Raw genomic sequence first — 26733 nt, forward strand, 5'->3', positions numbered from 1 at the left:
AGCCAGAACAGGTCCACCATCGCCGCCTCCATGCTGCAAACGGCGGCTCTGAATCACAAAACCAGAACTCTCGCAACGTCTTGGTTCGGTTCACACCCTAGGAGGGGCCATGTCCCGAATGCGCTACACAACCCTGCCCAGCCCCATCGGCACCCTCGTCCTCGTGGGTGCGGACGGACGCCTCGCCTGCATCGGTTTCCCCGCCGGCAAAGGCGCTGTGACAGTGGGTTCCGACTGGCGACGGGACGATGCAGCCTTCCCGGATGTGCGCGCCCAGCTGGGTGCCTATTTCGGTGGGTGCCTCACACGGTTCGAGGTGGAACTCGCTCCGCGCGGTACGCCGTTTCAGCTCGATGTCTGGCGGGCCCTCACCGAAATTCCGCCGGGCGAGACGATCTCCTACGGCGAACTCGCCCAACGGATCGGCCGTCCGCGTGCCAGCCGGGCCGTCGGCGCGGCCAACGGCGCCAATCCCTTGCCCATCGTGGTGCCCTGCCATCGGGTCATCGGTGCAGGCGGCGCCCTGACTGGCTTTGCCGGCGGCCTCGATACCAAGCGCTTCCTGCTGGCACTCGAACGCGGCCACGGTCGCACGCAGCTGGAGCAGATAGGTCGACTCTGACACCCGCCTATTTCGGCAGGGCGTAGATGTTCACGTCCAGCTTCTCGTCCGCCTTGTCATTGAGATCGGTGACGTATTCCTCGATGAACCTATCCTGCACCACCACGTCCTTGGCATCGAGATAGGCCGTCAGAGTCTCGTAGGTGCCGTCGATCTCGTCGTAGGAGCCCTTGTGCGGGAAGCGCAGGGCCTTGCCGCTCGGCGTGGTGCCGAAGCGCAGGCCGTCGGTTTCGGCCGGCTTCGGGTCCGGCATTGCGGCGATCGGGATCATCGCGTCGTACTGGAAACCGTCATCGTCGGTCTTGGCGAAGACGGCGATCGGCCGGCCCACCGGCCGAATGCCGGCCTTGGCTAGATCGGCTTCGATCCGCTGGAAAGCGGCCTTCAGGCTCGGCACCGCCTCCTCCCACTTGGCCCGGCCCGCCAGGATGGCGGCCGGCTTGGCCGGTAGCGAGACCTCGTCGACGTCGTTGGCGTCGCCGGGCGTCGCGACCAGTGTCTCGCGTCCCGCAGCCGGCGGGGTGGCGGAGGGAGCAGCACCCGCCTGGGCGGGGACCGGGATATCGGCCGTTCCCGGCGTCTTCGGATCGGGATTGGTGGTCGTCGGCAGCGGGTTCGTTGCGGCCGGCGGCGGTGACTGAGCAAGAGCAGGTGCGGCAGCATCAGCAACCGAGAGCGCGAGGCACCCGGCGAGCGTGCGGGCCAGCAGCGTCGAACGCGACTTGGAACGTGTGCGGGTCAAGGCGAGGGCTCCGGAACGTCGCTGGGGCGCGGATGACGTCGGATCGGCGACGCGACTCCGAGGTCAGGAACCTAGTGGCGACAGGAGCAATCGGCGAGAGATCATGGGTGTCGCGACGCACGAAGCCTGCAGGGCGCGGCGCTTCTGCAACGCAGCTCTGGCGCCGGCCCCCGTGCGTGCGGGCGCGCTTTGCCCTATAGCCCTGGGGCGTTGAAGACACCGGAAGACAGACGAAAGAGACTAGGCGGCATGAGCGAGCTCGCCCATCGACGGTTCCTGAAGATGCATGGAGCCGGCAACCGGATCGTGGTGCTGGATCTGCGCGGAGCCTCCACGCAGGTCGCTCCCGGGGAGGCGCGCGCGATCGCGGAGCATCCGCGATCGGCCTTCGATCAGCTCATGGTCATTCATGATGCCCGCACCCCCGGCACAGACGCGTCCCTGCGCATCTACAACACGGACGGATCGGAATCCGGTGCCTGCGGCAATGGCACCCGCTGCGTCGCCTACGCCATGTTCGATGATCCGGCCATGGCGCGCCCGGCGGAGAGCGGTCGGCTGCTCTTGGAGACGCAAGGCGGGTTGGTGGGCGTCAAGCGCGTTGCCGAGCGCTCCTTCACCGTCGACATGGGTCGGCCGAAACTGGCTTGGAACGAGATCCCGCTCGCCGAACCGTTCCAGGATACGCGGCGGATCGAGCTGCAGATCGGGCCGATCGACGATCCGGTCCTGCACTCGCCGAGCGTCGTCAACATGGGCAACCCGCACGCGATCTTCTTCGTGGAGCACGACCCCGACAGCTACGATCTCGCCCGGATCGGCCCGATGCTGGAGAACCACCCCATCTTCCCGGAGCGCGCCAACATCTCGGTGGCGCAGGTCCGCGGGTCGGATCGGATCAAGCTGCGGGTCTGGGAGCGCGGGGCCGGGTTGACGCTCGCCTGCGGCACGGCCGCCTGCGCCACCGTGGTGGCGGCTTCGCGCCTGCGCATGATCGGCCGCGGCGCCACAGTAAGCCTGCCGGGCGGCGACCTGGTCATCGAGTGGCGCGCCGATGATCACGTCCTGATGACCGGACCCGTGGCTCTCGAATGGGACGGCACCTTCCCGCCCGAGCTGTTTTCGCACGTGGACGCCGCCTGAGATGGCGGTGGAAACCCTGACCTTCGGATGCCGCCTCAACACCGTCGAATCGCAGGTGATGCGCGAGCATGCGGAGGCGGCTGCGATGCACCGCGACCTCGTCATCGTCAACACCTGCGCGGTGACGGCCGAAGCCGGGCGCCAATCGCGAAAGGCCATTCGCCGCCTCGCTCGCGAGCGTCCCGGCGCGGAGATCATTGTCACCGGCTGCGGCGCGCAAGTCGAGACCGCCGCCTACGCGGCGATGCCCGAGGTCGCACGTCTCGTCGGCAACGATGCGAAGAGTCGCGCCGAGACCTGGGGCTTACTTGCGTGGCCGGCGGAACGGACTTCGACGGAACGGATCGAGGTCGACGACATCATGTCGGTGCGCCGGGCGAACTCCACCCGGATCGCCGGCATTGCCGGGCAGACCCGCGCCTTCGTGCCCGTCCAGAACGGCTGCGACCATCGCTGCACCTTCTGCATCATTCCTTTCGGGCGCGGAAACTCGCGCTCCGTCCCGATCTCCGACGTCATCGACCAAGTCGTCCGCATCGTCGCGGCCGGCGGCCGCGAAGTGGTGCTCACCGGCGTTGATCTCACGGCCTATGGCCGAGACCTCGACGCAACCCCGAGCCTGGGCCGACTGGTTCAGGCTATCCTCGCACAGGTCCCGGATCTCGGCCGGCTCCGTCTCTCCTCCATCGATTCCATCGAGGTCGATGATGCGCTGATGGAGGCGATTGCGGGCGAAGCGCGGCTGATGCCGCATTTCCACCTCTCCCTTCAGGCCGGCGACGACCTCATCCTGAAGCGGATGAAGCGTCGCCACGCCCGTGCCGACGCGATCCGGTTCTGCGACGCCGTGCGGCGATTACGGCCGGGAGCGGTGTTCGGCGCTGACCTGATCGCGGGCTTTCCGACCGAAACCGAAGCACAGTTCGCCCGCTCCCTCGACCTCGTGGACGCGTGCGGGCTGACCCATCTGCACGTCTTTCCGTACTCGGCCCGCCCCGGGACACCGGCGGCCCGAATGCCGCCGGTGCCGGATGACATCGTCCGGGAGCGCGCGGCCCGCCTGCGAGAGGCAGGCGCAGCCGCCCTGGCGGTCCATCTCGCCAGCGAGGTCGGGCGCACCCACCGGGTGCTCACCGAGCGCGGTGGGATCGCGCGGACCGAGGGGTTTACCCCCGTCCGCCTGTCGTCCGACACACCGGCGGGCCGGTTTCTCGATGTGACGATCACGGGGCACGACGGACGGGTGCTCATCGCGTCCTGAAGGGTGAGCGTCGATGCCCCAGTCGGGCGCCGCCGTTCACTGCGCGTAGCCGCACGTCTCCAGCCTCGAGCGCATAGGCCCGGGCACCGGCGCTTCCACCGTGATCGGCGGCTTCTTCGGGTATAGCGGAAGGCGCAGGGCCCGGGCATGCAGCTGCAGCCCGGGACCGCCGCTGCGGGGGCCGGCGCCATAGATTGGGTCGCCGAGGATCGGATAGCCCATCGCCGCGCAATGGACGCGAAGCTGATGCGTCCGGCCGGTGACCGGCGAGAGGGCGAGCCAGGTCAGGCCATCGCCGCGCCCCAGAACGGTGTAGCGCGTCAGGGAAGGATCACCCGCCGGATCGGCTTTCATCCACCAGGAGCGCGGATCGTCGGAGCGGCGTGCAAGTGGCAGATCGATCGTACCCGACTGGTCGGATGGCCCTCCCTCCACGAGGGCCCAGTAGGTCTTCTCGACGGTGCCGCTCGCGGCGAACAGCTTGTTCAGGCGCGCCAGCGCCTTGGCATGGCGTCCGAGCGCGAGGCAGCCGGAGGTGTCCCGGTCGAGCCGATGCGCGGCCTCAGGCCGTCGGGGCAGGCCGAAGCGCAGGGCATCGAGATGGTCGGTGAGGGTTTCGCCCCCCTTCGGCCCGGGATGAACGGGCAAACCCGCCGGCTTGTCGATGACGAGCACCAGGGCATCGCGGTAGAGGAGGCGCGCGCCTATGTCTGTTACGAGGGCATCGGCTGGGGACATAGCCCTGCGCTAACCATGCCGGGTCCGGGGAGCAAGCGGGAATGAGCGAAGACAAGAGGCCGGGCTGGCTGCTGCGCAAGATGTTCGGCACCAAGGAGGAGCCGCGTCCAGCACCGGTACCAGTTCAGCCGCCGGACCCGAAGCCGACTTCGGCAGGGACTCTGGCGCCCGCTCCACAACCGGCGCCTGAGCCTGTCGTCGCACCCGTAGCCCCCCCACCCGAATCCCCAGCCTCGTTCTCCGAAGGACAGCCGGACTTCGCCACCGCCGCGACGGATGTGTCCCACGTGCCACCGCCGCCGAACGAGCCCGGCACAGGGACGCCGGACAAGAACGCGGTGCCTGACGAACTCGAAGGAGCCGACCTGCAGCCGGTGGAGGGTGCCGAGGAGCGTCCCCCCGCCGGTACGGCCGGTGACGACCCGAACCGGGGTGCCGAGGCCGCCGATACGACGACCCAGGCGTTTGCACCCGAGCCCGCGCAGGCACCGGACCTTCCGTCCGAGCCAGTGCAGGTACCGGATCTGAAGCTTGAGCCGGAAGTCGCGACCCAGATCTTCATGCCCGAGCCGGACGCGGCTGCGGAGGAGCCCAAGCGCGGGTGGTGGAGCCGCTTGACCGGAGGCATGAAGCGCACGTCCTCCGCGCTGACCGAGCGCGTGACCGGCCTGTTCACCAAGCGCAAGCTCGATGCCGATACGCTGGAAGAACTGGAAGACGCCCTGATCCAGGCTGATTTCGGTATCGAGACCGCCATGCGGATCTCCGAGGCCGTGGGCAAGGGCCGTTACGAGAAAGGCATCTCACCGGATGCGGTGCGCGAGATCCTCGCAACCGAAGTCGAGCGGGCGCTCACCCCCGTGGCCATCCCGTTCAGCATCGACACCACGAAGAAGCCCTTCGTGATCCTGATGATCGGGGTGAATGGAGCCGGCAAGACCACCACCATCGGCAAGCTCGCGATGAAGCTGAAGGCGGAAGGTCATTCCCTCATGTTGGCCGCGGGCGACACGTTCCGGGCCGCGGCGATCGAGCAGCTCAAGGTCTGGGGGCAGCGCACGCAGACCCCCGTGATCGCCAGGGCCCAGGGCGCGGACGCGGCAGGCCTCGCCTTCGATGCCTATGAGGCTGCCAGGGCACAGGGCACCGACGTACTGCTGATCGACACCGCCGGACGGCTCCAGAACAAGGCCGGCCTGATGGCGGAACTGGAGAAAATCCTGCGGGTGATCCGCAAGATCGACCCGGAGGCCCCCCACGCCGTCCTCCTCGTCCTCGACGCCACCGTGGGTCAGAACGCGCTAAGCCAAGTCGAGCTGTTCTCGAAGGCCGCCAACGTCACAGGCCTCGTCATGACGAAGCTCGACGGCACCGCGCGCGGCGGCATCCTGGTCGCGCTCGCGGCCAAGTTCGGCCTCCCCGTCCACTTCATCGGGGTCGGCGAGGGCGTTGAAGATCTCGAGCCCTTCGAGGCCCGGGATTTCGCCCGCGCCATCGCCGGGCTCGACGCCATTTAGGCGACCGAGCGCCACGTCACAGCCCACAACGGCCGGGACTGCTATAGATATGGACACCATGCAGATCGAAGCCATTCCCCCGCGCCGCCATCTTCCGCCCCTGCTCAAGCTCGCGCTCGAGCTTGGGCCGCTGATGGTCTTCTTCTTCGGCAATGCCTATGCCGAGCGCCTCGGCGTTCACCCCGACCAGAAGCTGTTCGTGGCCACCGGAGTCTTCATCGCCGCGACCGTGGTGGCGCTGGCAATCCACTACGCGTTGATGCGGAGGCTTCCCATCATGCCGCTCGTCTCGGGCGTCGTGGTGGTGGTGTTCGGCGGCCTGACTCTGGCGCTGCAGGACAAGACCTTCATCATGATGAAGCCCACCATCGTGAACACGCTGTTCGGTCTCGTGCTGCTCGGCGGTCTCGCGTTCGGAAAATCCCTGCTGTCGGTCGTGCTCGATTCGATGTTCACCCTGACCGAGGATGGCTGGCGCAAGCTCACCTTCCGATGGGGCGTATTCTTCCTGGTACTGGCGGTCCTGAACGAGGTGGTGTGGCGAACCCAGACGGAGGATTTCTGGGTGAGCTTCAAGGTGTTCGGCATCATGCCGCTGACCATTGTCTTCGCATTGGCCCAGACGCCCCTCTTGATGCGCTACGAGCGCAAGGAGCCCGGCGCAGACCCGGTCTGACCGGACCCCATCAGGGGATTCCTAGGATTCGGGTATATTCGAGTTCGGGAACCCCATAGGAAGCCCCGGCAATCTCCAGCAGCGCCGTGCGGTCCCTGATGTCGACGCCGCCGCGCCGTGTCTTCAGGGCCCCGGTGAGTTCGAGCACGCGCAGACCGGTGGTCACCCCCGCCCGTCGCACGCCGAGCATCAGCGAGAGCATCTCGTGGGTCAGCGGCAGATCCTCACGATCGGCACGGTCGTGGCACATCAGAAGCCAGCGCGCGAGGCGTTGCTCAATGGTGAAATGGGCATTGCAGAGACCGGCCTGAGCCAGCTGCACCGCGAAGGCCTGGGCATACCGCAACAGGTAATCATGCAGGGGTCGGCTCTCAGCCAGCACGCCCCGGAGGACATCCGCTTCGATCCGCAGGGCTCGGCACGGCACCTGAACCAGAGCCGTATGGGGCGAGGCATCGACGCCGTTCAGCAGGGTGATGCCAGTCATGCCCTCCGGCCCGACGATGCCGGCTTCCGCCTGGGTTCCATCCGCGCCGTGCGCGACGACGGAGATCATGCCAGGTTCCGGGAAATGCGCAGCGCGGATCGTGACACCAGGTGCCTCGAGGACGGCACCCTGATCGAGCGAGCACCGGACGAAATGCGATTGAAGACGCTCGAACTCAAGCGGCGGCAATGCGCGAAGGAGGCGGTTACGGACCTCAGATTGAACGATGAACGACGTCACAACTCCGGCACTCGATAGGCGGGAGTGCAAACGCAAGGTCACCCGCAACCTGAATTCATTTCAGGGAACGCAGTGGACATGGCACACGAATTTAACACAGGGAAGAGAACGTGGACTTATATTTTTGTCCGATTTCAGACAAACTTCGATATTACAAGATGAATTACAACCGTAAGATCGAAATAGCCTAAGTATTGTCGATTTTCGTCGATTTTTCGCCGCGATCGCCGGCCACAGCTTCTCCGCAAGTTCACTCGCGGGGATTGTGTGCCGGCTTTCGGTGAGACTTGGTAGTCACGGCCACAACGGTGATGGCCTTCAGCAGTAGACGTGACCCGGGCTTATAAAGCGACGAACAAGGGGCTTGTGGGCTCGGACCATGAGCGGAACCAGATCGCGAAACGCGACGCCGACATCGGGGAGGCGCACGACCTGAAGCGCCGCGCTTCAGGAGAGGACGACTCCTTCGCGCTCGCTAAAAGAGCAGGTGAGATCCGACACGGATGTCTCTGTTTTCACGTACGATAGCGGACTGTGGGGCCCCAGCGCAGACAAGGTCCAGAGCCAGAGATTGTACGACATAGTACAGACCCCGGACTGTGCGGTTCCTTCACACCCCGATCCAGCTATGAGGGACATCCATCCCTCATCCCGAGCAGCAAAACGTTCGATGGCTGCTCTATCGAGCCGCTACGTTTCATGCCGGTGCCGTCTCAGCGATATGTCCGAAACCAGCTCCTCAGCATCCTGGGTGGTGATGATTATGGGGCCGTTCAGGCTGTCGCCGAGAGCGTGATGCTCGGCCGGCGGGATATCCTGATCGCCGGCAACAAGACGATCACCCACGTGTATTTCCTGGAAGCCGGGATCGCCTCGGAGATTGCCGCCACTCCGGAAGGGCGCCGAATCGAGGTATGCATCACCGGACGCGAGGGTATGGTCGGGGTCCCGTTACTGCTCGATGTCGACCGAACACCGCATGAGACCTTCGTGCAGATCGAGGGCGAGGCCTTGCGGATCGATGCCGCAAGTTTCCGGACCCTGATCGAGGAACGGCCGAACCTGCGACGCACCTTCGCGAACTACGCCTACGTGGCCCATCTGCAGACCGCCGGCACGGCCCTCTCCAACGGCAGCCATACCCTGGAGGAGCGCCTCGCGCGCTGGCTGCTGATGTGCCACGATCGGGTCGATGGGGACGAGTTTCCCGTCACCCATGAATTCCTCTCGACGATGCTCGGCGTGCGGCGGCCTGGCGTCACGACGGCGATCCACAGCCTCGAGGGGGGCGGCATGATCAAGGCCCGGCGCTCGCACATCCAGGTCTTGGATCGGGAGAAGCTGAAGACCGCGGCGGGAGACAGCTACGGCGTGCCGGAGATCGAATATGGGCGCCTGATCCGCACTGGACGCTGAGCGTTCCGGTGCCCGATTCGTCCGCGGCTCTATCGGGTCAGCGAGACGGCGCCGGCGCAGTTCCGGCGGCCCGGATCTTGTCGAGCACGCCGGCATAACTCTCCGGTGTGAGGATGCCCACGAGTTTGTCACGGATCGTGCCGTCAGGCCCGATGATGAACGTCTCGGGCACGCCATAGACGCCGAAATCGATCCCAGTGCGCCCTTCCATATCCAACCCCACGGCCTGGAACGGTATGCCGTTCCGGGTCAGGAAGCGGCGGCCGTTCTCGGGCGTATCCTTGTAGGCGATGCCCACCAGGTGCACGCCCGGCTCGCGTGCGAGCCGCATCAGTTGCGGGTGCTCGACCTGACAGGGGGCGCACCAGGATGCCCAGAAATTGACGACGGTAACGTTGCCCAGAAGGTCGGCGCGAGACACGCCAGGGATTGAAGCTCCGTTGGTGGCCAGACCTGGCAGACCGGGAAGAACGAATTCCGGGGCCGGCTTACCGATCAACGCGGACGGAATCGCTGCGGGGTCCGCGCCCGAGCGCAGACGCAGGAAAAAGATCGCGGCCAGGACCGCGAAGGTGACGAGGGGCAGGATCACCAAAAGCGAGCGGCGCGCGGGCTCCGCCCGATGCGTGGCAGGGTCGATCGGGCTCATGGGCGCACTCCCACCCCGTCCTGCGATCCCCCCTGCGACCCATCCTGAAAACGCGCAAGGGCCCGCTTCTGGGCAGTGTGATCCCGTCGAGCGCGCGCAATCAAGGTGCCGATCACCAGAGCCGTGAAGGCATAGGCGGCGAAAATGTAACCGGCATGCGGTCCAACGTTCATGATCGAAACTTCACCATCAGCGTTGCAGGAAATCCGACCTGTTCGTGAGGACCTGCACCGTCCTCACAGGCCTTGCGCCACGCGCCCGACTGGCGCCTGACTCAGGGGAATGCTGCGTCCAGGCGCGACCGAGGCGGCGGTTCCGGTGGACATCCCCGCATCAAGCTGCTCCGCCTCGCGCAGGGTCAGGGCACGAACCCGGCGGCGCAGGATCTCGGTGCGCATGGCAGAGAGGTGCAGGGTCACCCCGAGCACCGTGAAGGCCAAAATCATTTCGAGCAGGGGATAGAGCATGCTCGGATCGATCGATGAGCCACCCATGCGCATGATCGATGCGGGCTGGTGAAGCGTCGACCACCAATTCACCGAGAATTTGATGATCGGCAGATTCACGGCGCCGACCAGGGTGAGAATGGCGATCGCGCGTGCGGCCCGGTTCGGATCCTCGATCGTCCGCCAAAGCGCGATGATCCCGCAATAGATCAGGAACAGCACGAGCATTGAGGTCAGACGCGCATCCCAGACCCAATAGGTGCCCCACATGGGCTTGCCCCAGAGAGACCCCGTCACGAGACAGATGAGGGTGAACGCCGCCCCGATCGGCGCAGCGGCGCGCTGGGCCACATCCGCCAGAGGGTGGCGCCAGACCAGGGTTCCGATCGCGGACACCGCCATCGCGCCGTAGAAGAAGACGCCGAGCCAGGCTGCCGGCACGTGGATGTACATGATCCGCACAGTCTCGCCCTGCTGATAATCGGGCGGGACGACGAACCACGTGAGCGACAGACCGACGATCAGGAGCAATCCTGAGACCCCGGCGAGCCAGGGCATCACGGGTTGCGTCCAGCGCAGGAAGTGACCGGGATGAGCGAGGCGATTCCACATGGTTGCGCCCTCTACCCCAGGGTGCGGTGCGGCGGCAATGTGGGGGTTACGCGCAGGCGGCCCGTCTCGCCTCGGTCTGTCCGCGTGCTTACCCATTCGCCTGGAAGCCAGCCAGCGGTGCCACCACGCAGCAGATCAAGCCCGCAGGCGCATAGTCGAGGCTGATGGTGCCGCCGACGGCACCGACGAGGCCGCGCTCGATCAGGCGCGAGCCGAAACCCTTCTGCAGGGGTGGCGTCACCCGTGGCCCGTTCACTTCCGACCAGGCCAATCGAACGGTTGGGCCACCATCCGCCTCCTCGATCGTCCAGGCGAGGCTGACTCGACCGTCGGGGAGCGAAAGAGCACCGTACTTGGCTGCGTTGGTGGCCAGTTCGTGCAGCATCAGCGCCAGCGACAGGGCTGCCTTCGATCCGAGCAGAATCGAAGGGCCCACAAAGTCGAAACGCCCGGGCTGACGGTCATCGTGGATCGCGAGCGCACCGCGCATCACCGCCTCCATGTCGGCGCTCTCATGCACCCCGGCGAGCAGGATGTCGTGCGCCTTGCCCAGGGCGATGAGGCGGGCGGCCAGCGCCTCCTTGGCCGCATCCATGTCGGTGACGTTGCGCAGGGTCTGCGAGGCGATCGCCTGGACCATGGCCAGAGTGTTCTTCAGACGATGGCTGAGTTCCCGGTTGAGGGTGCGCTGCTGCTCGTCGGCCTCGATCCGGGTCAGGCCGCCCCAGGCGCGTTCGGCCACCTCGCGCGCGAAAGTGATCTCTCCCGCACTCCAGTCGCGGACCTGCCGGTCGAGGACGTAGAGGATACCCACCAGACGGCCGCGCCGGAGAACCGGTACCTTGATCACGGCACGCATGCCGAGCCGGGCATAGCCCTCCGGATCGTCGACGCGATCCGGCGTCGCCACGATGTCGCCGACACTGATGACGTCGCCCCGCGCCAGGCGCTCGATGCTCGCGGCCAGGGTCGACCGGGACGGCGTCGGTAGACCGAGGGCACGGGTCGGATCGTCCTGTGCCTCGGCGGTCCAGTCGGGGTTGAACGCGGCGATCTGACCGCCGGGATCGACCTGGGCGTAACCGGCGCGGGTGACGCCGAGCGTGCGGCCCAGGCTCTCGGCCGTGGTCGTCACCACGTCGGCGTGGGTCTGCATCTCACGCAGGCGGTCGCTGAGCGCGATCAAGGCCTCGCGGCGGGCATCGGCCCGCTTCTCCTCGGTGATGTCCTCGATCATCGCGGTGGCGTGGACATCGTCGCCGAGGCGCTGGGACACGAGGTTGACCCGTGCCCAGATGATGGTTCCGTCCATGCGACGGTAGCGCTTCTCCAGGCGGAGTTGCAGGGTTTGACCGGTGGAGAGGCGCTCGTGCAGGGCGACCCGGGCGTCGTCGTCCTCCGGTGGCGTCCAGCGCGCGAGGGACTGCCCGAGGATCTCGGATTCCGGCGCGCCCCAGATCTCGCAGAGCTTGGCATTGACCGCGAAGGCGCGGACGGTGCGGGGATCGAACTGGACGATTCCGATATTGGCGCCCTGGAACACAGCCCGGAACTGGGCGGCGGCGCGGTTGCGCGCGGTCAGGTCGAGCATCGCTCCGATCATCCGGATCGGCTGGCCGGCCGCGTCGCGGACGACGTAGCCGCGGTCGAGCACGTCGGCGTAGGTGCCGTCGGCGCGCAAGAAGCGGTAATCGTGGTTCCAGGCCTCGGCGCCGCCCGCGATGGCGGCCCGGATGTCGGCTTCGACAGCGGCGCGGTCGTCGGGATGAAGGCGGCCGAGCCACCAGGCGCCGGTGGGCTCGATCTGATCCGGCGCCCAGCCGTAGGCGGTGGTAAGCGCCTCGTTCCACTGGACGGTGTCGGTGGCGAGATCCCAGTCCCAGATCGCGTCGTTGGTGGCGCGGGCGGCGAGACGGTAGCGCTCCTCGGTGGTGCGCAGCGCGATTTCGGCGCGTTTGGCATCGGTGATGTCGCGCATCGTGCCGACGAGACGGACCGATCGGTCGGCCCCCGGGACGCGTCGGCCGCGCGCCGATATCCAAAGCGGTCGCGTCGAGGTCGCGACACGGAACTCGCAGTCGAACGTCCCGGCACCGTCCGGGTCGAGGGCACCCCGCATCGCCGACTCCACGGCCGCACGATCCTCGGGGGCCAGCGCGTTCAGGAAGGTCTCCCGATAGGTGACGGGGTCCTCCGCTGCCAAGCCGAACAGGTCCCGGATCCGGGCGTCCCAGCGGAGGCTCTGCGTGGCTAGGTCGTGATCGAAGATGCCGATGCCGGCCGACTCGACCGCCAGTCTGAGACACAGCGTCTCGTCGGCGCGGTCGAGCGCGCCGGGCAGGAGACCGCCCCCGTTGGTCGGGGACGGCGCCTCCGGGGGCTGGCCGGGCAGCGTGGGGGCAGCGCGCTTCTTCATCGGGAAAGGGGCGGGGATTCGGGATCTCGAGGCGGGGAGGGGGTCAGGCCGGTTCCGGGGTTGCGAATTCCCGGTGCGGATCGGTTTCGCGCTGGCCGGGCGGCGGTTCCACCGCGACCAGAATCCCCCCGGGGTCGTAGACCGCGCCCAGCACGGTCTCGTAGTGGCGACGGACGACGCCGTGGCATTCGCAGGCGGCGCTCTCCGCGAGCACCCGGCTCTGCACCGTGATGCGGCCGCGGCCGACCTCGATCAGACCCTGACGCTGCAGCGCGTGCAGGATGCGGGTGAGATAGGTTCGCTGCACGCCCAGCATGGTGGCGAGGAGTTCGTGCGTGACCGGCAGGACGTTGGTGCCGATGCGGTCCTGCAGGGTCAGGAGCCAGCGCAGGCAGCGCGCCTCGATCGGGTGAAGGGCGTTGCAGGCCACCGATTGCAGAACCTGGGCGAGCAGGCAGTCGCCGTAGCGGGTGAACAGGTTGCGCAGGGCCGGGGATTGTCGCTTGGCCTCCTGGAGGCGCAGGGCGTCGAGGTGCAAGATCGGGCCGCCGATCTGCACCACGGCGCTGGTCGAGGCCGGCAGGAAGCCGCTGCTGACGATGGCGCCGACGGCCCCCTCGCGGCCCACCGTGGCGACCTCTGCGCTCCGGCCGTCGCGCATGGCGACGATGAGGGTGACCACCGCCTGACGGCATGGGAATGCGATGGCGGTGACGTCGCTGCCGACCTCGAACAGGGACTGGCCCCGCTCGCGCCGCGACAGCGTCAGGTGAGGTTCGAGGAGCGCACGATCCTCGGGCCGCAGGCCGTCGAGGAGAAGATTGCCCGTGAGAGGATCGAGGGCCGGACTCATGCGACGCGCTGTGTTCACCGTATGTCTCTCCGGCCTCTAGCGCACAGCCGTCGCATCCGTCTGTCTGTAAGTAGACCCTAGCTGAGACAATTTTGTCGTTTTGATGGGAACCTGCGCGGAAAGACCTGTTTGAGGCCGTCCAAGCATCGGATGCCGGTGTCGTGCAGGTCTGGGAAGTCTCGGCTTCCGACGCCGACGCGCAATCTTGACACACGCAGTCTTGGCAGCCGCAACCGAGGTCGGATCGGTCGTCGCGCTTCGACGCGGGCTGAACCAAAAAGGTTCAGGCCAACCGACAGGCTTCGACCAAGCCTCGACCAAGTCCCGATCAGGCTTGGCCGGCCTCGTCGCCCTCGCCGATGCAGTCGAGGGCGCGCTCGACCGCCGTGACGGCGTCGAGGAGGTTCTGGACCGTGCGCTCGACCTCGCGGGCCGGGCGCCCCATGGCAGCGGCCCGGGCGCTCACGATCTCCAGCTGCTCGAGGAGCGCGAAGAGATCGTCGGCGACGGCCACCACGTCGGTGACCACGACCGCGGGAGCGGGGGTGCGTCGGAGGAAGGGGACCACGTTGCTCATCGACGCTATGTCTCGCGTGTTCGTGGCCAAAGCGCCAGCCTGACGGCCCATGGATTCCACACGTTCACCCCCCATTCGGCCGCTTCCTTGCCAAGGTGGTGAGCGTTTTCGTGTCGCCGCAACATCAGTGCGGCAGGAACCTGAGACGATTCGTTAGGCTTTGGCCCTGTCGAGCGGTGTCCGGCTTGACGGGGATGCGGGCCGGGCAGCACCACGGAGACCGCTTTCCCACCAGGATCTCCACCGATGCGCCTCGCCCCCCTCGCCCTCGCCGCCACCCTCCTGGGCGGCCTCTGCGCCTGCAACAGCGACAGCCCGAGCGGGCGCGGCGGCGTCTCCGACGCCTTCGACGCCAGCAACTATCGCCAGTCCAGCAACACCAACGGCACCCAGACCCGCCGCGACGTCAACCGCCAATACACCCAGCCGTCGATGCCCTCGATCGCCAATCGCGGAAACTGAGGCGAAGGCCGGTCTCACCCCTCCCGGGGGCTGGGTGAGACCGGCGCCTCGGCGATCGGGTTCGCTGAGGCCGCCTCCAGGCCAAGCCCACCTCAAGTCCAAGCCGGCCTCAAGTCCAAGCCGGCCTCCAGGCCCAAAGCGCCCTCCGGCTCGGTGCCGAGACGCTCGAGCCCGCGGAGCATGAACCGCCGCTTCATCGAAGCCGCGCGGGAGGCTGGCGCCCGCGAGGACAAGGCAGGGATCGCGCCGCCAGGAACGTCCCGAAAGACCTAGAAGTGATCCGTCTGACTGTGGCTGGAAATCGAGACGACCGGCGACTCGATCACGCTGAAGTCGAGCCAGAGCATGACCAAACCCTGCGCATTCGTCACTTCCAGCCGCCACTCCCGGCACGAGCTGACATGCGCGGCGTTCTCCAGGATGATCCGGCCGGCGACGCCGATCGCCTCTATCCGCGCCGCATCGAGGCTATCAAGCTCCGTTCCGATGCGATCAAACCACGTTTTTCCGTCGTGCATGTTGAAATGAAAGCGCGGCATGTCCTGCCTCGTTGACGGGGAGGCGGGAGCATCTGCGCTCTCACTCGCGAGCATGCCGGTGATAGGGCGCGCGATTGCCCGCACCGTGAGCAGGTATTCTTTATGCCGCTATTTCATGCGTTGATCCGATCGTCAGATCGACGCTGTGTCGCAGGAGGATAGGCGAGCGGCAGCATCGTTGAAGACACCCTGAACGTTCCTCATGATGTCTTCGATGAGGAACGGTGACGTGATCGACCGCTCAGTTCTTCGCCAGCGCGTCCGCAAAGGCGATCATGCGGTTTCGGGCGTAGGTCGGCAGGCCGGCGCTGATCGAGGTGCCGGTGTTGAAGGACGAGTTGCCCATCAGCACCTGCGCCGGCAGCAGGTTCTTGAGCACCGGCACGCGCGCGTATTCCTGCTTGCGGTCAAGGACGTCGCCCTTGATCGCCAGCGCCACGTAGGTGGTCACCACGGTCTTGCCCGGATCGCCCGGCATTGGCTGGAACACCGCCAGGAACTTGCCGAAGCGCAGGATCTGGTTGACCCAGAAGATCGTCTGCTCCAACCCGCCGGTCACCGGCGTGTCGATCTTCGTGAGGCTGGCAAGAGTCGCGGTCTCGGCCGGGGGCAGGGTGCGCAATTCGCTCTGGAACGAGACGAACTCGGCGATCTTCTTCGAGGCTCCGTCCTCCAGGCGGTTGGCGAGCTTCACGCCGAGCGGCAGCTTGCCTTCGAGATCGTAGCGCGACTCGATGCAGGTGGTGCCGGCCTCGCACCAGGGCCGGTCGGGCCGTTTGGCGAAGACGGCGGCCGGGTCCTTGTTCGGCGTCGCGTCGGCGGGGTTGAGGGCCTTGTGCTTGATCACCGGGTCCATCTTGGCGACGAAGCCGAGGGTGGCGTAGGCGGCGAGGTCGATGCTCTCCGGGGCCTTCGCCACCACGAAGCGCCCCTGCGCCACGTAGACCTTCAGGGTCTCGTGCCGGCGCTTGGCGACGCCGTTGAGGGTCTGCATGTAGTCGGGCTCGACGTAGCCCGGATGCGGCGCCAGCGCCGCCCGCTCGCCGGGACGGAGCTCGCCCCAGTTGAGGTAGGGCACGAGGCCGTTCTCGGGCTTGGTCGGATCGTCGCGATGGTCGGTGAACAGGATGGTACCGGGCTTCAGGCTGGTCACGCCGGCCGCCTCGATGGCGGGCACGTCCTTGATCCGCTCGCTACCCGCCGGGCTCGCGGGCGCCTGCAGCTTCATGCCGTCCTGGGCCAGGGCCGGGCGCAGGGTGCCGGCGCCCGTCAGGGCGAGGGCCAGGAGAAGGGTTGCGGGCATTCGCCCATGCGAAAGGTGCCTGTCCAAAACTTGCCTGTTCACGTCGGGGCCTCAGAAGTCGGGGGCTACTGGATTCACACGACTTTGACGAGACTAACTTCGCCGAGAGACCGTGTGATGGCGCTCACCTCCGGGTGAGCGTAAGGCGCACCAGACTCCCCCTCCTTCCAGGAGGCGGGACCGGCGCAGCCCGCGAGACGTGGGAATGCCGTCGAATCGGAGGAGGGGTGTGGAGTCCGGCGCCGGCACGCGATCCGTCGCGTCGGGCGGGGCGGCTTTCGCACCCGGCCGACCGGTCACAAGCGCACCTGCGGCGCGCCCGGAACGTTCCAGTGAAACAGGACGAGGTGCCAGAGGCCCGGCGCCTTGCGCGACGGATCGATCAGGCCCTGCGCGCCCTGGGCGGCGATCCAGTCGCGGGCGCGCCAGGACGACGGCGCGCGACCTTCGGCGAGGTCCTGCTGCCAGTCGCCGAACGGCTCGCCGGCCATCGTCCGGACGCGTTCGGCGGCATCCGGGTCGCGCAGATCGAAGACGGCATCGGCCTGAACCCACAGGGTGAGAACGGATTTTTCCGGGTCCGTCGCCGTGGTGTGGGCGCGCATCGCCGCATCGATCCCGGCCCGCGATGCGCTGAGATACAGCGTGCGCTGATCCGGCCGCGAATATCGTCCCGCCCTCTGTGACCCGGACAGCGCCGCCCCGACATGAGCCGGCGCCACCGCACGATAGAAAATGCCCGCGACCGAGCCGAGACCGCCAGGGGTCGGGCGGAACTCGGGCTGTGATGACTCGGGCCGGGACGACTCGCGGCAAGACTCGGAGGATGACAACGGATCCCTGACAAACGTTAGAAGCGCGGCTCGTCGCCGAACAGGTAATCGGGATCGCGGCGGCGCTGGCGCGGCCTGACCTCCTCGTCGTCGCCGAAGGGCGAGCGCTGGGTGCCCGGCCAGGGCTGGTAGGTCTCGGATTGCGCCCGGCGGTTGCGGCGCTGGCCGTAGGGATCGAGCAGATCCGCTTCGGACTGCGCCCGGCGCCGATCGTAATCGGCGGGTGCCTGCGGCCGATCGTAATCGGGCTGCGCCCGACGTCGCTCATCATCAGGCTGCGCCCGTCTGCCTCCATCGAGGCCCCCGAACAATCCGCCCGCAACATCGGGGGCGTCCTCTTCGGGACCGAGATCGCCGTCCTCCGGGTCGGGTCGCATGGCGGTGCGGGTCTCGCGCGGCAGCAGCTTGTACTGGGTGTCGGCCATGCGGCCGTCCTTGATCCGGAAATGCTCCTGGAAGCCGCCGCCCGCGACCCGCTCGCCGCTGCGCGGATCGATGCTGGCGTCGGCGAGCGATTGCTGCGCCTCCGGCGAGGGCGGGGCGAGGGGGGTGCGCGGCACGCCGTTGGCCCAGGCCGCCTGCAGGATGGTGCCGGCGATCGGCACCGCGAGGTGTCCGCCGGTCTGGCCGCGCCCCAGGGTCTTGCGGGTGCCGTCGGCGTTGTCGTAGCCGACCCAGACCACGATGGTGATCTCGTTGGTGAAGCCCGCGAACCAGGCGTCGTTCTCGTTCTCCGAGGTGCCGGTCTTGCCGGCGATCGACGCGGAGAACCGGGCCAGGGCCGCGGCGGTGCCGTGGTTGGTCACCCCCTGCAGCATGGTCTTGAGCTGGTAGAACGCCACCCGGTCCGCCGAGGCGATGCGCGTCGGCGCCCGGGTCTCTCGGGTGTAGAGCGCCTTGCCGTCGCGCTCGACCGATTCCAACGCGTAGGGCGCCGGCCGGGCACCCTCGTTGGCCACCGCCGCGTAGAACGCGGCCAGATCCACCATGCGCACCGGCTGCGCCCCAAGCACGAAGGGATAATAGCGCTCGCATTCGGCGTAGATCTGCGCCTCCAGGGCGAGGTCGCAGACCTTTTGCAGGCTGGCCGGGGCCTTGTCGGCGATGCCGCCCTGGAGCAGGCGGGCGGTGACGAGGTTCTTCGAGAATTCGAGGCCGCGCCGCAGCGTCGTGGCCCCGGCGCCCATGCCCTCGTAGTTCTTGGGTGACCAGGAATCGCCGATTCCGCCGATGGGCGGCAGGGTGATGGCGGAATCGAGCACCAGGGTGTTGGGCTGCAGGCCGGCGTTGAGCGCGGCCAGATAGGTCAGGGGCTTCAGGGTCGAGCCCGGCTGGCGCACGGTCTGGGTGACGCGGTTGAGCTGGCTCAGCGGGTAGGAGAAGCCGCCCGCCATGGCGAGGATGCGCCCGGTGCGGTTCTCCAGCACCAGGGCGGCGCCCTGAACGCTCGGGCGGACCCGCAGGTCGGCCCGGAGTGCCTTCGCGTTCGGATCGCGCAGCTTCACCCGCACCACGTCGTAGGGCTGAAGCTTGCCGCGGGCCGGGCCGGGCTCCAGGCTCGCGGTGCGTCCGTCGGCGAGGCCGACCTTGGCGCTGCCGCCGCGCCCGGTCTCGAGCACCACCGCCAGCGGCCAGTGCACATCGTAGAGCGCGGGCCTGGCCGTCTCCAGCGCCCGTTGCCAGGCCGGTTTCGGACGCTCGACCCTGGGGGCGGCCTTCTCGGCGGCGGCCGCGACCTTGCGCTCGGCCCGGGTTTTCGGAGCCGGCGCGGGCTTGGCCGCATCGCCGACGAGCAACGGTACGCCGAGGGGCGAGGCCTCGGCGGCCGGGGCCGCACCTTCGAGCTTGCGCACGGCCTCGGCGAGGTTGAGTTCCGGCCCCTCGTAGCGGGCGCGGCCGGTCGATCGCTCGTAGGTGGCGAGCCCCTCCTGCAGCGCCGTCTCGGTGGCGGTCTGGAGGCCGGCATTGATGGTGGAGCGCACCACGTGGCTGGCGGCGGTGAGCGACTCCACCCCCGCGAAGGTCCGCACCTCGCGGGCCAGGTGATCGACGAAGTAGAAGCCCGAATCGCGCCGGGCCGCCTCGATCGGCTTGAGGCCGAGAGGCGCATTGGCGGCCTCGCCGAGCTGCGCCTCGGTGATGACGCCCTCCTCCTTCATCCGCGCCAGCACGTAGGCCCGGCGCTCGCGCGCCCGGTCGGGGTACTTGTCGGGGCTGTAGAAGTTCGGGCCCTTGGGCATGCCAGCGAGGAGCGCGGCCTCCGGCACGGTGAGCTGGCCCACCGATTTGCCGAAGTAGCTGCGCGCCGCCATCTCGATGCCGTAGGCGCCGCGACCGAGATAGATGCCGTTGAGGTAGAGTTCGAGGATCTGCGGCTTGCCCAGGATGTGCTCCAGGCGGGAGGCCACGATCATCTCGCGGATCTTGCGCTCGTAGGTGACGTCGTCGCCGACCGAGAGGTTCTTGACCACCTGCTGGGTGATGGTGGAGCCGCCGGCCGGGCGCCCGGGGGAGGCGAGATTGCCGATGAAGGCGCGGATCACGCCGCGCTCGTCGATGCCCTTGTGGCTCTCGAAGCGCTTGTCCTCGGCCGCCACGAAGGCTTGTCGGACCATCGCGGGCACCTCGGCGATCGGCACGCTGAGACGCCGGCCATTGGCCTCGAAGGCCTCGGCGTAGCGCTTGCCCGATCCGTCGAGGATCAGGGACGCGCCGGGAAGCTTGCGCTCCTTCAGGGCCTCGGCCGAGGGCAGGTCCGCCACCGCCTTGTTGTAGAAGGCGATGACCTCGGCCGCATCGAAGGGCGAATCCTTGGGTGTCTCGCCCTTGCAGAACTGGCGGTAGCTGACGTTCAGTTCGCCGATGTCGAGGCCGTGCAGGATTTTGGGCGCGCTCTCACCGGCCACGGCGGACGGGTCCTCCATGGCGGTGGAGATCAGTTCGTCGAGGTTGATGTCCTCGATGTCGAAGGCCTTGCGCATGTGGGCGCAGCCGTCGCGCAGGATCTGCACCACCTGGGCCTTGTCGGCCACCGGATCGAACTGCGTCTTCACCGCATCCGGCCGCGTCGTGACCTGACTGAGCGTCAGCGCCGTCGCGAACAGCTTGATCAGAATGATGTTCATGCGGGCCGGGCTACCGGAGGTTGGGTCGTGTCGCACAACGGCCGCACGGTCCGAAGCGGGACCGCCGGCGCCAGCGCGGCAGATGCACCGCACAACGCGGCTGATTTAAGATGGCGGACGCGAGCGGATGCCGGCATCCGAGGCGATCGCCGTCCCGTCCCGGCAATCGGCCGGGACCGTCCCAGTCCGCCGGCAGGCGTGAGTGCCCAGCCCCTACTTGTTGCGCCCCAGCAGCACGAGCCAGCCGATGCCGATCACGCAGACCACCGCGCCGACGGTAATGAAGGCCGGGGTGCCGAGGTCCATGAAGCGCGGGGCGAGCTGCGTCGCGAAGGCGGCGACGATGAGCGCCACCGCGATGCGGGCGGCGGCGCGCTCGATGCCGCGGGTCAGCTTCTCGATGCCCTTCAGCTCGATCTCGACGGTGACGCGGCCCTGCTTCAGGCGCACCAGCATGAGGTGAATCAGGGTCGGCAGCTCGGAGGCGGCGCCGAACAGGCCGGCTCCCACCGCCTCGACCTTGCGGGTGATGCCCTTGATCGAGAACTGCGAGGCGAGCTTGCGCTTCACGGTCGGTCCGGCGGCCGAGAACAGGTCGAAGCCGGGGTCGAGCTGGCGCATCACGCCGTCGGCGGTGACCAGGCCCTTGAACAGGATGGCCAGATCGGTGGGCATGGCGAGGTCGTTCTCGCGCGCCATGGTCATGAAGTCGGTGAGCAGGGCGCCGAAATCGAGGGAGGCGCCGGTGTGGCGCGCCACGAAGGCCTGCGACGAGGCCTCGAGCTTGGTCAGGTCCGGGTTGCTCGAGCCGCTCCAGTCGAGGAGCACGGCCATCAGCCCGTCGGAATCCTCCTTGAGCATGGCGCCGATCAGCATCAGGAGCTGGGTCCGGCGGCGCTGGGACAGGCGCCCGATGATGCCGAAATCGATGAAGCCGATCCGGTTGTCCGGCATGATCAGCATGTTGCCGGGATGCGGATCGGCGTGGAACACGCCCTCGATCAGGGCCATCTGCAGGAAGGCGTCGGTGCCCTTCTGGGCCAGCAGCACCTTGTCGTAGCCCGCCGCGTCGAGCCGGGGATGGTCGTTGGGTGGGATGCCGTGCACGAATTCCTGCACCAGCACGCGCTCGGAGGTCCATTCCCAGTGGATCTTGGGCACCACGATATCGTCGCGGTCGGCGAAGATCGCCGCGATGGTCTCGCAGTTGCGCGCCTCGTTGATCAGATCGAGTTCGCCGTAGAGGCCGCTGGCCAGATGACGCATCTGTTCCTGGGGCTGGTAGCGCCCGAATTCCGGCCACTCGTCCACGACGATGCGGGTGGCGTGGCCCATCAGGCGCAGGTCCGCCTCGATGATCTTGCGCAGGCCGGGGCGCAGCACCTTCACCACCACTTCCTCGCCGGTCTGCAGGCGGGCGCGGTAGACCTGCGCGATGGAGGCGGCGGCGAGCGGCGTGGTGTCGAACTCGGCGAAGATCTCCGAGGCCGGGCCGCCGAGGTCCTCCTCGAGCTGGGGCCGGATGCGCTCCCACGGGATCGGCGAAACCTGGCTGTGAAGCTTCTCCAGTTCCTCGGTCCATTCCGGGGTCAGGAGGTCGGGCCGGCTCGCCAGGATCTGGCCGAGCTTGACGAAGGTCGGCCCCAGGGTCTCGATCGCCCGGCGCACCCGCTGGGGCTGCGACAGGCGGGCGATGTCGACCTGCGGCGTCCGGCGCTTGGCCAACCGCGCGACCTGGGCGAGGCCCAGGCGCTCGACCACCTTGGTGACACCGAATCCGATGAGGACGGACGCGATCTCCCCGAGGCGCTGCCGGTCCCGTGCGGCGACGAAGGCGGTTTTCAGCATGTGCGCAAGGGACCCGGGTCGGGGGAGGGGGAGCCGGCCGAGTGGGCGGCCGGATCGTGGTTAAGGCCCCGCTAGTCCCGTGGCGAGGCCGAAGTTTGGCGGAGGTGACGATGGCGGCGCGGCGGATTCGCGCCAACGGCGATCTCGGGCTAGACAGGCGGCCACCGGCGCCGCCGCGGCGCCACACCTCCCCGCGTCAACCCTGCGCCGACCCGGCACCGCCCCGGCGCCATCCCGCGAGACCCCTGATGCCAGGCACGCCCCGCGCCGGAATCATCCCGGTGACCCCCTTCCAGCAGAACTGCACCCTGATCTGGTCGGACGAGACCAAGGTCGGCGCCGTGGTCGATCCGGGCGGCGACCTCGACCGGATCACGGCGGCGATCGCCGACCAGGGCATCACCATCGAGAAGATCCTGCTCACCCACGGCCATATCGACCATGCGGGCGGGGCGGCCGAATTGCGCGACCGTCTCGGCGTCCCGATCGAGGGTCCGCACGAGGCCGACCGCTACCTCCTCGACAGCCTGCCGGAGACCGGCGCCAATTACGGGATCGACGGCGCCCGGGTGGTGACGCCGGACCGCTGGCTCGGCGACGGCGACGTGGTCGAGGTCGGCGGCCTGACCTTCGACATCCTGCACGCCCCCGGCCACTCCCCCGGCAGCGTGGTGTTCATGAGCCGCGACGCGCGCTTCGCCCTGGTGGGCGACGTGGTGTTCAAGGGCTCGGTCGGCCGCACCGACCTGCCGGGCGGCAGCCACGAGCAGCTGATCCGGGCGATCAAGGACAAGGTCCTGCCGCTCGGCGACGATGTCGCCTTCATCCCCGGCCACGGCCCCACCAGCACGCTGGGCGAGGAGCGGATGACGAACCCGTTCCTGCAGGATTGAGCCTTGTCGAGTGAGGCTTGGCGAAACTGAGGCTCGGCAGGATCGAAGCCCGGCAGGCCTGAGAGTCCGCGGGATTCGCGCGTCGGAGACCCGCTCGTAGCGCCCCGTCATCCCGGGGCCGCGTAGCGGAACCCGGGATCCAGAAACGCAGGTGGCGCAAGACGTTGCACCGTCAGCGGCTCTGGATTGCACGTCCCCGGCGCCCGCCTTCGGGGCCGGGCTCGCCTGCGGCGCCCCGGAAGGACGGAGTGGTGCCATCCGTGATCGCCCTGCCTGCTACGAGGGGGGGGGGGAGGAAACGTGCCCGTGTCCCCGTCCGTCCCCGGCGCACACCCCGTATCCGGACCGATCGACGAACGCCGCAACTGGGGTGGAGGGCGCCGCCGTCGCGCCTGCGAGGCGGCCTTGACCGATCGTTAAAGCCGACCGCCCATCATCCCGTCGTTTCCGGGCTCGCAAAGCGCCGGAAACGATGCATTCTCAACGCGAAACGCCTATATTGCGTGAGCAAGTACGAAACGCAGGCGCGCGGGGGTCCGGCCTGGGCCGACAGCTCAGCCCAAGTGCCCGCCTGCCCGAGGAAGTTCATGTCCGACAGCTCCCACAATCTCGCCGCCGATGCCTACGGCGCGGAATCCATCCGGGTCCTCAAGGGGCTCGACGCCGTGCGCAAGCGCCCCGGCATGTATATCGGCGACACCGACGACGGCTCGGGCCTGCACCACATGGTCTACGAGGTGGTCGACAACGCCATCGACGAGGCGCTCGCGGGCCACGCGGACCTCGTCACCGTCACGCTGAACGCCGACGGCTCCGTCACGGTCTCCGACAACGGCCGCGGCATCCCCACCGACATCCACAAGGAGGAGGGGGTCTCGGCGGCCGAGGTCATCATGACCCAGCTCCATGCCGGCGGTAAGTTCGACCAGAATTCCTACAAGGTCTCCGGCGGCCTGCACGGCGTCGGCGTCTCCGTGGTCAACGCCCTGTCGCAATGGCTCCGCCTGCGCATCTGGCGCAACGACAAGGAGCACGCCATGGAGTTCCGCCACGGCGACGCGGTCTCGCCGCTGATCATCGTCGGCGACGGCAACGGCCGGCGCGGCACCGAGGTGTCGTTCCTGCCGTCCACCGACACCTTCACGATGATCGAGTTCGACTACGCGACCCTGGAGAAGCGCCTGCGCGAGCTGGCCTTCCTGAATTCCGGCGTGCGCATCGTCCTCACCGATGCGCGCCACGCCGAGCACAAGCGCGAGGAGCTGTTCTACGAGGGCGGTATCGAGGCCTTCGTGCGCTACCTCGACCGCTCCCGCAAACCGATCGAGGGCATGCAGAAGCCCGTGATGGTGCGGGCCGAGCGCGACAACATCCGCGTCGAAGTCGCCTTGTGGTGGAACGACTCGTTCAACGAGACCGTGCTGCCCTTCACCAACAACATTCCGCAGCGCGACGGCGGTACCCACATGGCGGGCTTCCGCGCCGCCCTCACGCGCCAGATCACCGGCTATTCGGAATCGTCCGGCATCGCCAAGCGCGAAAAGATCTCGCTCACCGGCGAGGATTGCCGCGAGGGCCTGACCGCCGTGATCTCGGTGCAGGTGCCGGACCCGAAATTCTCGTCGCAGACCAAGGACAAGCTGGTCTCCTCCGAGGTGCGCCCGGCCGTCGAGAACGTCCTCAACGAGGGCCTGTCGAACTGGCTCGAGGAGAACCCGACGCTGGCCCGCTCGGTGATGGCCAAGGTCATCATGGCGGCCTCGGCCCGCGAGGCGGCCCGCAAGGCCCGCGAGACCGTGACCCGCAAGGGCGTCCTCGACATCGCCTCCCTGCCCGGCAAGCTCGCCGATTGCCAGGAGCGCGATCCCTCGAAATGCGAAATCCTTCTGGTGGAGGGCGATTCCGCCGGCGGTTCTGCCAAGCAGGGCCGCGACCGGACCTTCCAGGCCGTGCTCCCCCTCCGGGGCAAGATCCTTAACGTCGAGCGCGTGCGCGCCGACCGGATGCTGTCCTCGGCCGAGATCGGCACGCTGATCACGGCGCTGGGCGCCGGCATCGGACGGTCATCGACCGACCGCGAGGGCTTCAACCCCGAAAAGCTGCGCTACCACCGCATCATCATCATGACGGATGCCGACGTCGACGGCTCGCACATCCGTACCCTGCTGCTGACCTTCTTCTTCCGGCAGATGCCGGAGGTGATCGAGCGCGGGCACCTCTACATCGCCCAGCCGCCCCTCTACAAAGCCGCCAAGGGCAAGTCGGCGCTCTACCTCAAGGACGAGCGGGCGCTGGAAGATTACCTGATCGATGCCGGCGTCGAGGGCGCCGTGCTGCGGCTCGCCTCCGGCACCGAGTTCGGCGGCGCGCAGCTGAAGTCCCTGGTCGAGGAGGCCCGCCAGTTCCGCGGGCTGATGCAGGCGCTCCACACCCGCTACGACCGCGCCGTGGTCGAGCAGGCCCTGATCGCCGGCGCGTTCCGGACCAATGTCGACGAGAACGCGGCGGAGGCCGAGGGTCTGGCCGTGACGGTCGCCCGGCGCATGGACCGGATCGCCGACGACATCGAGCGCGGTTGGGAAGGTTCCGTCTCGGAAGGCGGTTACGTCCTCAGCCGCACCCTGCGCGGCGTGCGCCAGGTGGCGACCCTCGACGCCTCGCTCCTGGCTTCGCAGGAGGCCCGGCGCCTCGCCGACCGGGCGGAAGCCCTGCGGGAGATCTACGACGAGCCCGTCACCTACGCGCGCAAGGGTGACGAGACGACCCTGCACGGCCCCGTCGGCCTGTTCGAGGCGGTGATGGCCTTCGGCCGCAAGGGCCTGCAGCTCCAGCGCTACAAGGGCCTCGGCGAGATGACCGCCCAGCAGCTGTGGGAGACCACCCTCGACCGCGACGTGCGCTCGCTCCTCCAGGTCAAGGTCAAGGACACTCAGGACGCCGACGATCTGTTCGTGAAGCTGATGGGCGACGTGGTCGAACCCCGCCGCGAGTTCATCCAGGACAACGCGCTCAGCGTCGCCAACCTCGACGTGTAAAATCGGAGCTGGGTGGTCTGTCGGATTAAAAGTGACAAAGCGTTGGCAATAAATGAGAGGCTTTCTTCCATGTGATCGGTAGTCGGACGAGGCCTCCTCTGTGCGCGGCGCTAGGTTCGTCGCTCAAGGTGCGGTGCCTGCGGTAAGGTGATTGCAACGTAGCCAGCGTAGAAGCCCACCGAAGGGGGCGCAGCTCTGTTCCTAACCACCAGGGTTGGACGGTGTTGCGGGCCTAGACGGAGTACAGTGTATCAAGGCTTCGATGAGAGGTCGGTGGGTCGCTTTCGCCATCGACCCTCC

23 protein-coding genes are annotated in these 26733 nt (G+C 67.8%); 9 read left to right on the forward strand and 14 right to left on the reverse strand.

The window, feature by feature from the left end; translation table 11 throughout:
• The first annotated feature begins 109 nt into the window (after positions 1–109).
• Positions 110–622, forward strand: coding sequence for a methylated-DNA--[protein]-cysteine S-methyltransferase (locus ASF57_RS22115; protein ID WP_056487567.1), 513 nt, complete (start codon positions 110–112; stop codon positions 620–622).
• Positions 623–629: 7 nt separating this feature from the next.
• Here ASF57_RS22115 and ASF57_RS22120 read toward each other — a convergent pair whose 3' ends face one another.
• The gene (locus ASF57_RS22120; RefSeq protein WP_056487569.1) at positions 630–1364 is read right to left on the reverse strand and encodes a GyrI-like domain-containing protein; all 735 of its coding nucleotides are present in this window, start codon (positions 1362–1364) and stop codon (positions 630–632) included.
• 249 nt (positions 1365–1613) lie between these two features.
• On the opposite strand from ASF57_RS22120, the gene dapF reads away from it, so the two are divergent.
• Both dapF and mtaB read left to right on the forward strand, forming a co-directional pair.
• Positions 1614–2507 carry a diaminopimelate epimerase gene (gene dapF / locus ASF57_RS22125; RefSeq protein WP_056183591.1) on the forward strand — a complete coding sequence of 298 codons (894 nt, stop codon included), beginning with the start codon at positions 1614–1616 and terminating at the stop codon, positions 2505–2507.
• A gap of 1 nt (position 2508) precedes the next feature.
• Entirely contained in the window at positions 2509–3768 is a 1260-nt protein-coding gene (gene mtaB, locus ASF57_RS22130) for a tRNA (N(6)-L-threonylcarbamoyladenosine(37)-C(2))-methylthiotransferase MtaB (protein WP_056487572.1), read from the forward strand.
• Between the two features lie 36 nt (positions 3769–3804).
• On the opposite strand, the gene ASF57_RS22135 is transcribed toward mtaB, so the two are convergent.
• Positions 3805–4506: an RluA family pseudouridine synthase gene (locus ASF57_RS22135; RefSeq protein WP_056183595.1), complete on the reverse strand. Its 702-nt coding sequence runs from the start codon at positions 4504–4506 to the stop codon at positions 3805–3807.
• Between the two features lie 41 nt (positions 4507–4547).
• Between ASF57_RS22135 and ftsY the strand changes: the two genes are divergently transcribed.
• Both ftsY and ASF57_RS22145 read left to right on the forward strand, forming a co-directional pair.
• Entirely contained in the window at positions 4548–6023 is a 1476-nt protein-coding gene (gene ftsY, locus ASF57_RS22140) for a signal recognition particle-docking protein FtsY (protein ID WP_056487575.1), read from the forward strand.
• 58 nt (positions 6024–6081) lie between these two features.
• Positions 6082–6699 carry a septation protein A gene (locus ASF57_RS22145; protein ID WP_056183647.1) on the forward strand — a complete coding sequence of 206 codons (618 nt, stop codon included), beginning with the start codon at positions 6082–6084 and terminating at the stop codon, positions 6697–6699.
• Between the two features lie 10 nt (positions 6700–6709).
• Here the strand turns inward: ASF57_RS22145 and ASF57_RS22150 are convergent, their stop codons facing one another.
• A complete protein-coding gene (locus ASF57_RS22150; protein ID WP_056487577.1) occupies positions 6710–7255 on the reverse strand; it encodes a Crp/Fnr family transcriptional regulator in 546 nt (181 codons plus the stop codon).
• Between the two features lie 870 nt (positions 7256–8125).
• On the opposite strand from ASF57_RS22150, the gene ASF57_RS22155 reads away from it, so the two are divergent.
• Positions 8126–8842 (forward strand): Crp/Fnr family transcriptional regulator, encoded by a 717-nt coding sequence (locus ASF57_RS22155; RefSeq protein WP_056487579.1) that lies wholly within the window; start codon positions 8126–8128, stop codon positions 8840–8842.
• Between the two features lie 37 nt (positions 8843–8879).
• Here ASF57_RS22155 and ASF57_RS22160 read toward each other — a convergent pair whose 3' ends face one another.
• The 6 genes from ASF57_RS22160 to ASF57_RS22180 all read right to left on the reverse strand — a co-directional run bounded on the left by ASF57_RS22160 (position 8880) and on the right by ASF57_RS22180 (position 14395).
• Positions 8880–9491, reverse strand: a complete 612-nt coding sequence (locus ASF57_RS22160) for a DsbE family thiol:disulfide interchange protein (RefSeq protein WP_056487583.1) — start codon at positions 9489–9491, stop codon at positions 8880–8882.
• The gene (ccmD, locus tag ASF57_RS25095) at positions 9488–9664 is read right to left on the reverse strand and encodes a heme exporter protein CcmD (protein WP_082504301.1); all 177 of its coding nucleotides are present in this window, start codon (positions 9662–9664) and stop codon (positions 9488–9490) included. The genes ASF57_RS22160 and ccmD overlap by 4 nt, the downstream gene beginning before the upstream one ends.
• Positions 9665–9727: 63 nt before the next feature.
• Positions 9728–10549, reverse strand: coding sequence for a heme ABC transporter permease (locus ASF57_RS22165; RefSeq protein ID WP_056183605.1), 822 nt, complete (start codon positions 10547–10549; stop codon positions 9728–9730).
• Positions 10550–10637: 88 nt separating this feature from the next.
• Complete coding sequence (locus tag ASF57_RS22170) at positions 10638–12965, reverse strand: PAS domain S-box protein (RefSeq protein WP_082504303.1); 2328 nt, start codon at positions 12963–12965, stop codon at positions 10638–10640.
• A gap of 43 nt (positions 12966–13008) precedes the next feature.
• Positions 13009–13818 (reverse strand): Crp/Fnr family transcriptional regulator, encoded by an 810-nt coding sequence (locus ASF57_RS22175; protein ID WP_056487588.1) that lies wholly within the window; start codon positions 13816–13818, stop codon positions 13009–13011.
• Positions 13819–14146: 328 nt separating this feature from the next.
• Entirely contained in the window at positions 14147–14395 is a 249-nt protein-coding gene (locus ASF57_RS22180) for a hypothetical protein (protein ID WP_056487591.1), read from the reverse strand.
• 246 nt (positions 14396–14641) lie between these two features.
• Between ASF57_RS22180 and ASF57_RS22185 the strand changes: the two genes are divergently transcribed.
• A complete protein-coding gene (locus ASF57_RS22185) occupies positions 14642–14857 on the forward strand; it encodes a hypothetical protein (RefSeq protein ID WP_056487593.1) in 216 nt (71 codons plus the stop codon).
• A gap of 269 nt (positions 14858–15126) precedes the next feature.
• On the opposite strand, the gene ASF57_RS22190 is transcribed toward ASF57_RS22185, so the two are convergent.
• The 5 genes from ASF57_RS22190 to ASF57_RS22210 form a co-directional block, all read right to left on the reverse strand.
• The gene (locus ASF57_RS22190; RefSeq protein WP_156376280.1) at positions 15127–15396 is read right to left on the reverse strand and encodes a hypothetical protein; all 270 of its coding nucleotides are present in this window, start codon (positions 15394–15396) and stop codon (positions 15127–15129) included.
• A gap of 241 nt (positions 15397–15637) precedes the next feature.
• Positions 15638–16699 carry a hypothetical protein gene (locus ASF57_RS22195; protein ID WP_056487598.1) on the reverse strand — a complete coding sequence of 354 codons (1062 nt, stop codon included), beginning with the start codon at positions 16697–16699 and terminating at the stop codon, positions 15638–15640.
• 296 nt (positions 16700–16995) lie between these two features.
• The gene (locus tag ASF57_RS22200; RefSeq protein WP_244477078.1) at positions 16996–17421 is read right to left on the reverse strand and encodes an RES family NAD+ phosphorylase; all 426 of its coding nucleotides are present in this window, start codon (positions 17419–17421) and stop codon (positions 16996–16998) included.
• 128 nt (positions 17422–17549) lie between these two features.
• The gene (locus ASF57_RS22205; protein WP_056487602.1) at positions 17550–20657 is read right to left on the reverse strand and encodes a transglycosylase domain-containing protein; all 3108 of its coding nucleotides are present in this window, start codon (positions 20655–20657) and stop codon (positions 17550–17552) included.
• A 213-nt stretch (positions 20658–20870) separates the two neighbouring features.
• A complete protein-coding gene (locus tag ASF57_RS22210; protein ID WP_056183618.1) occupies positions 20871–22505 on the reverse strand; it encodes an AarF/UbiB family protein in 1635 nt (544 codons plus the stop codon).
• A 248-nt stretch (positions 22506–22753) separates the two neighbouring features.
• On the opposite strand from ASF57_RS22210, the gene ASF57_RS22215 reads away from it, so the two are divergent.
• Together ASF57_RS22215 and gyrB are read left to right on the forward strand one after the other, a co-directional pair.
• Complete coding sequence (locus ASF57_RS22215; RefSeq protein WP_056183620.1) at positions 22754–23398, forward strand: MBL fold metallo-hydrolase; 645 nt, start codon at positions 22754–22756, stop codon at positions 23396–23398.
• Positions 23399–23985: 587 nt separating this feature from the next.
• Entirely contained in the window at positions 23986–26433 is a 2448-nt protein-coding gene (gyrB, locus tag ASF57_RS22220; protein WP_056487606.1) for a DNA topoisomerase (ATP-hydrolyzing) subunit B, read from the forward strand.
• The last annotated feature ends 300 nt before the right edge of the window (positions 26434–26733 follow it).

Source organism: Methylobacterium sp. Leaf117 (assembly GCF_001422985.1).
Lineage (GTDB): Bacteria > Pseudomonadota > Alphaproteobacteria > Rhizobiales > Beijerinckiaceae > Methylobacterium.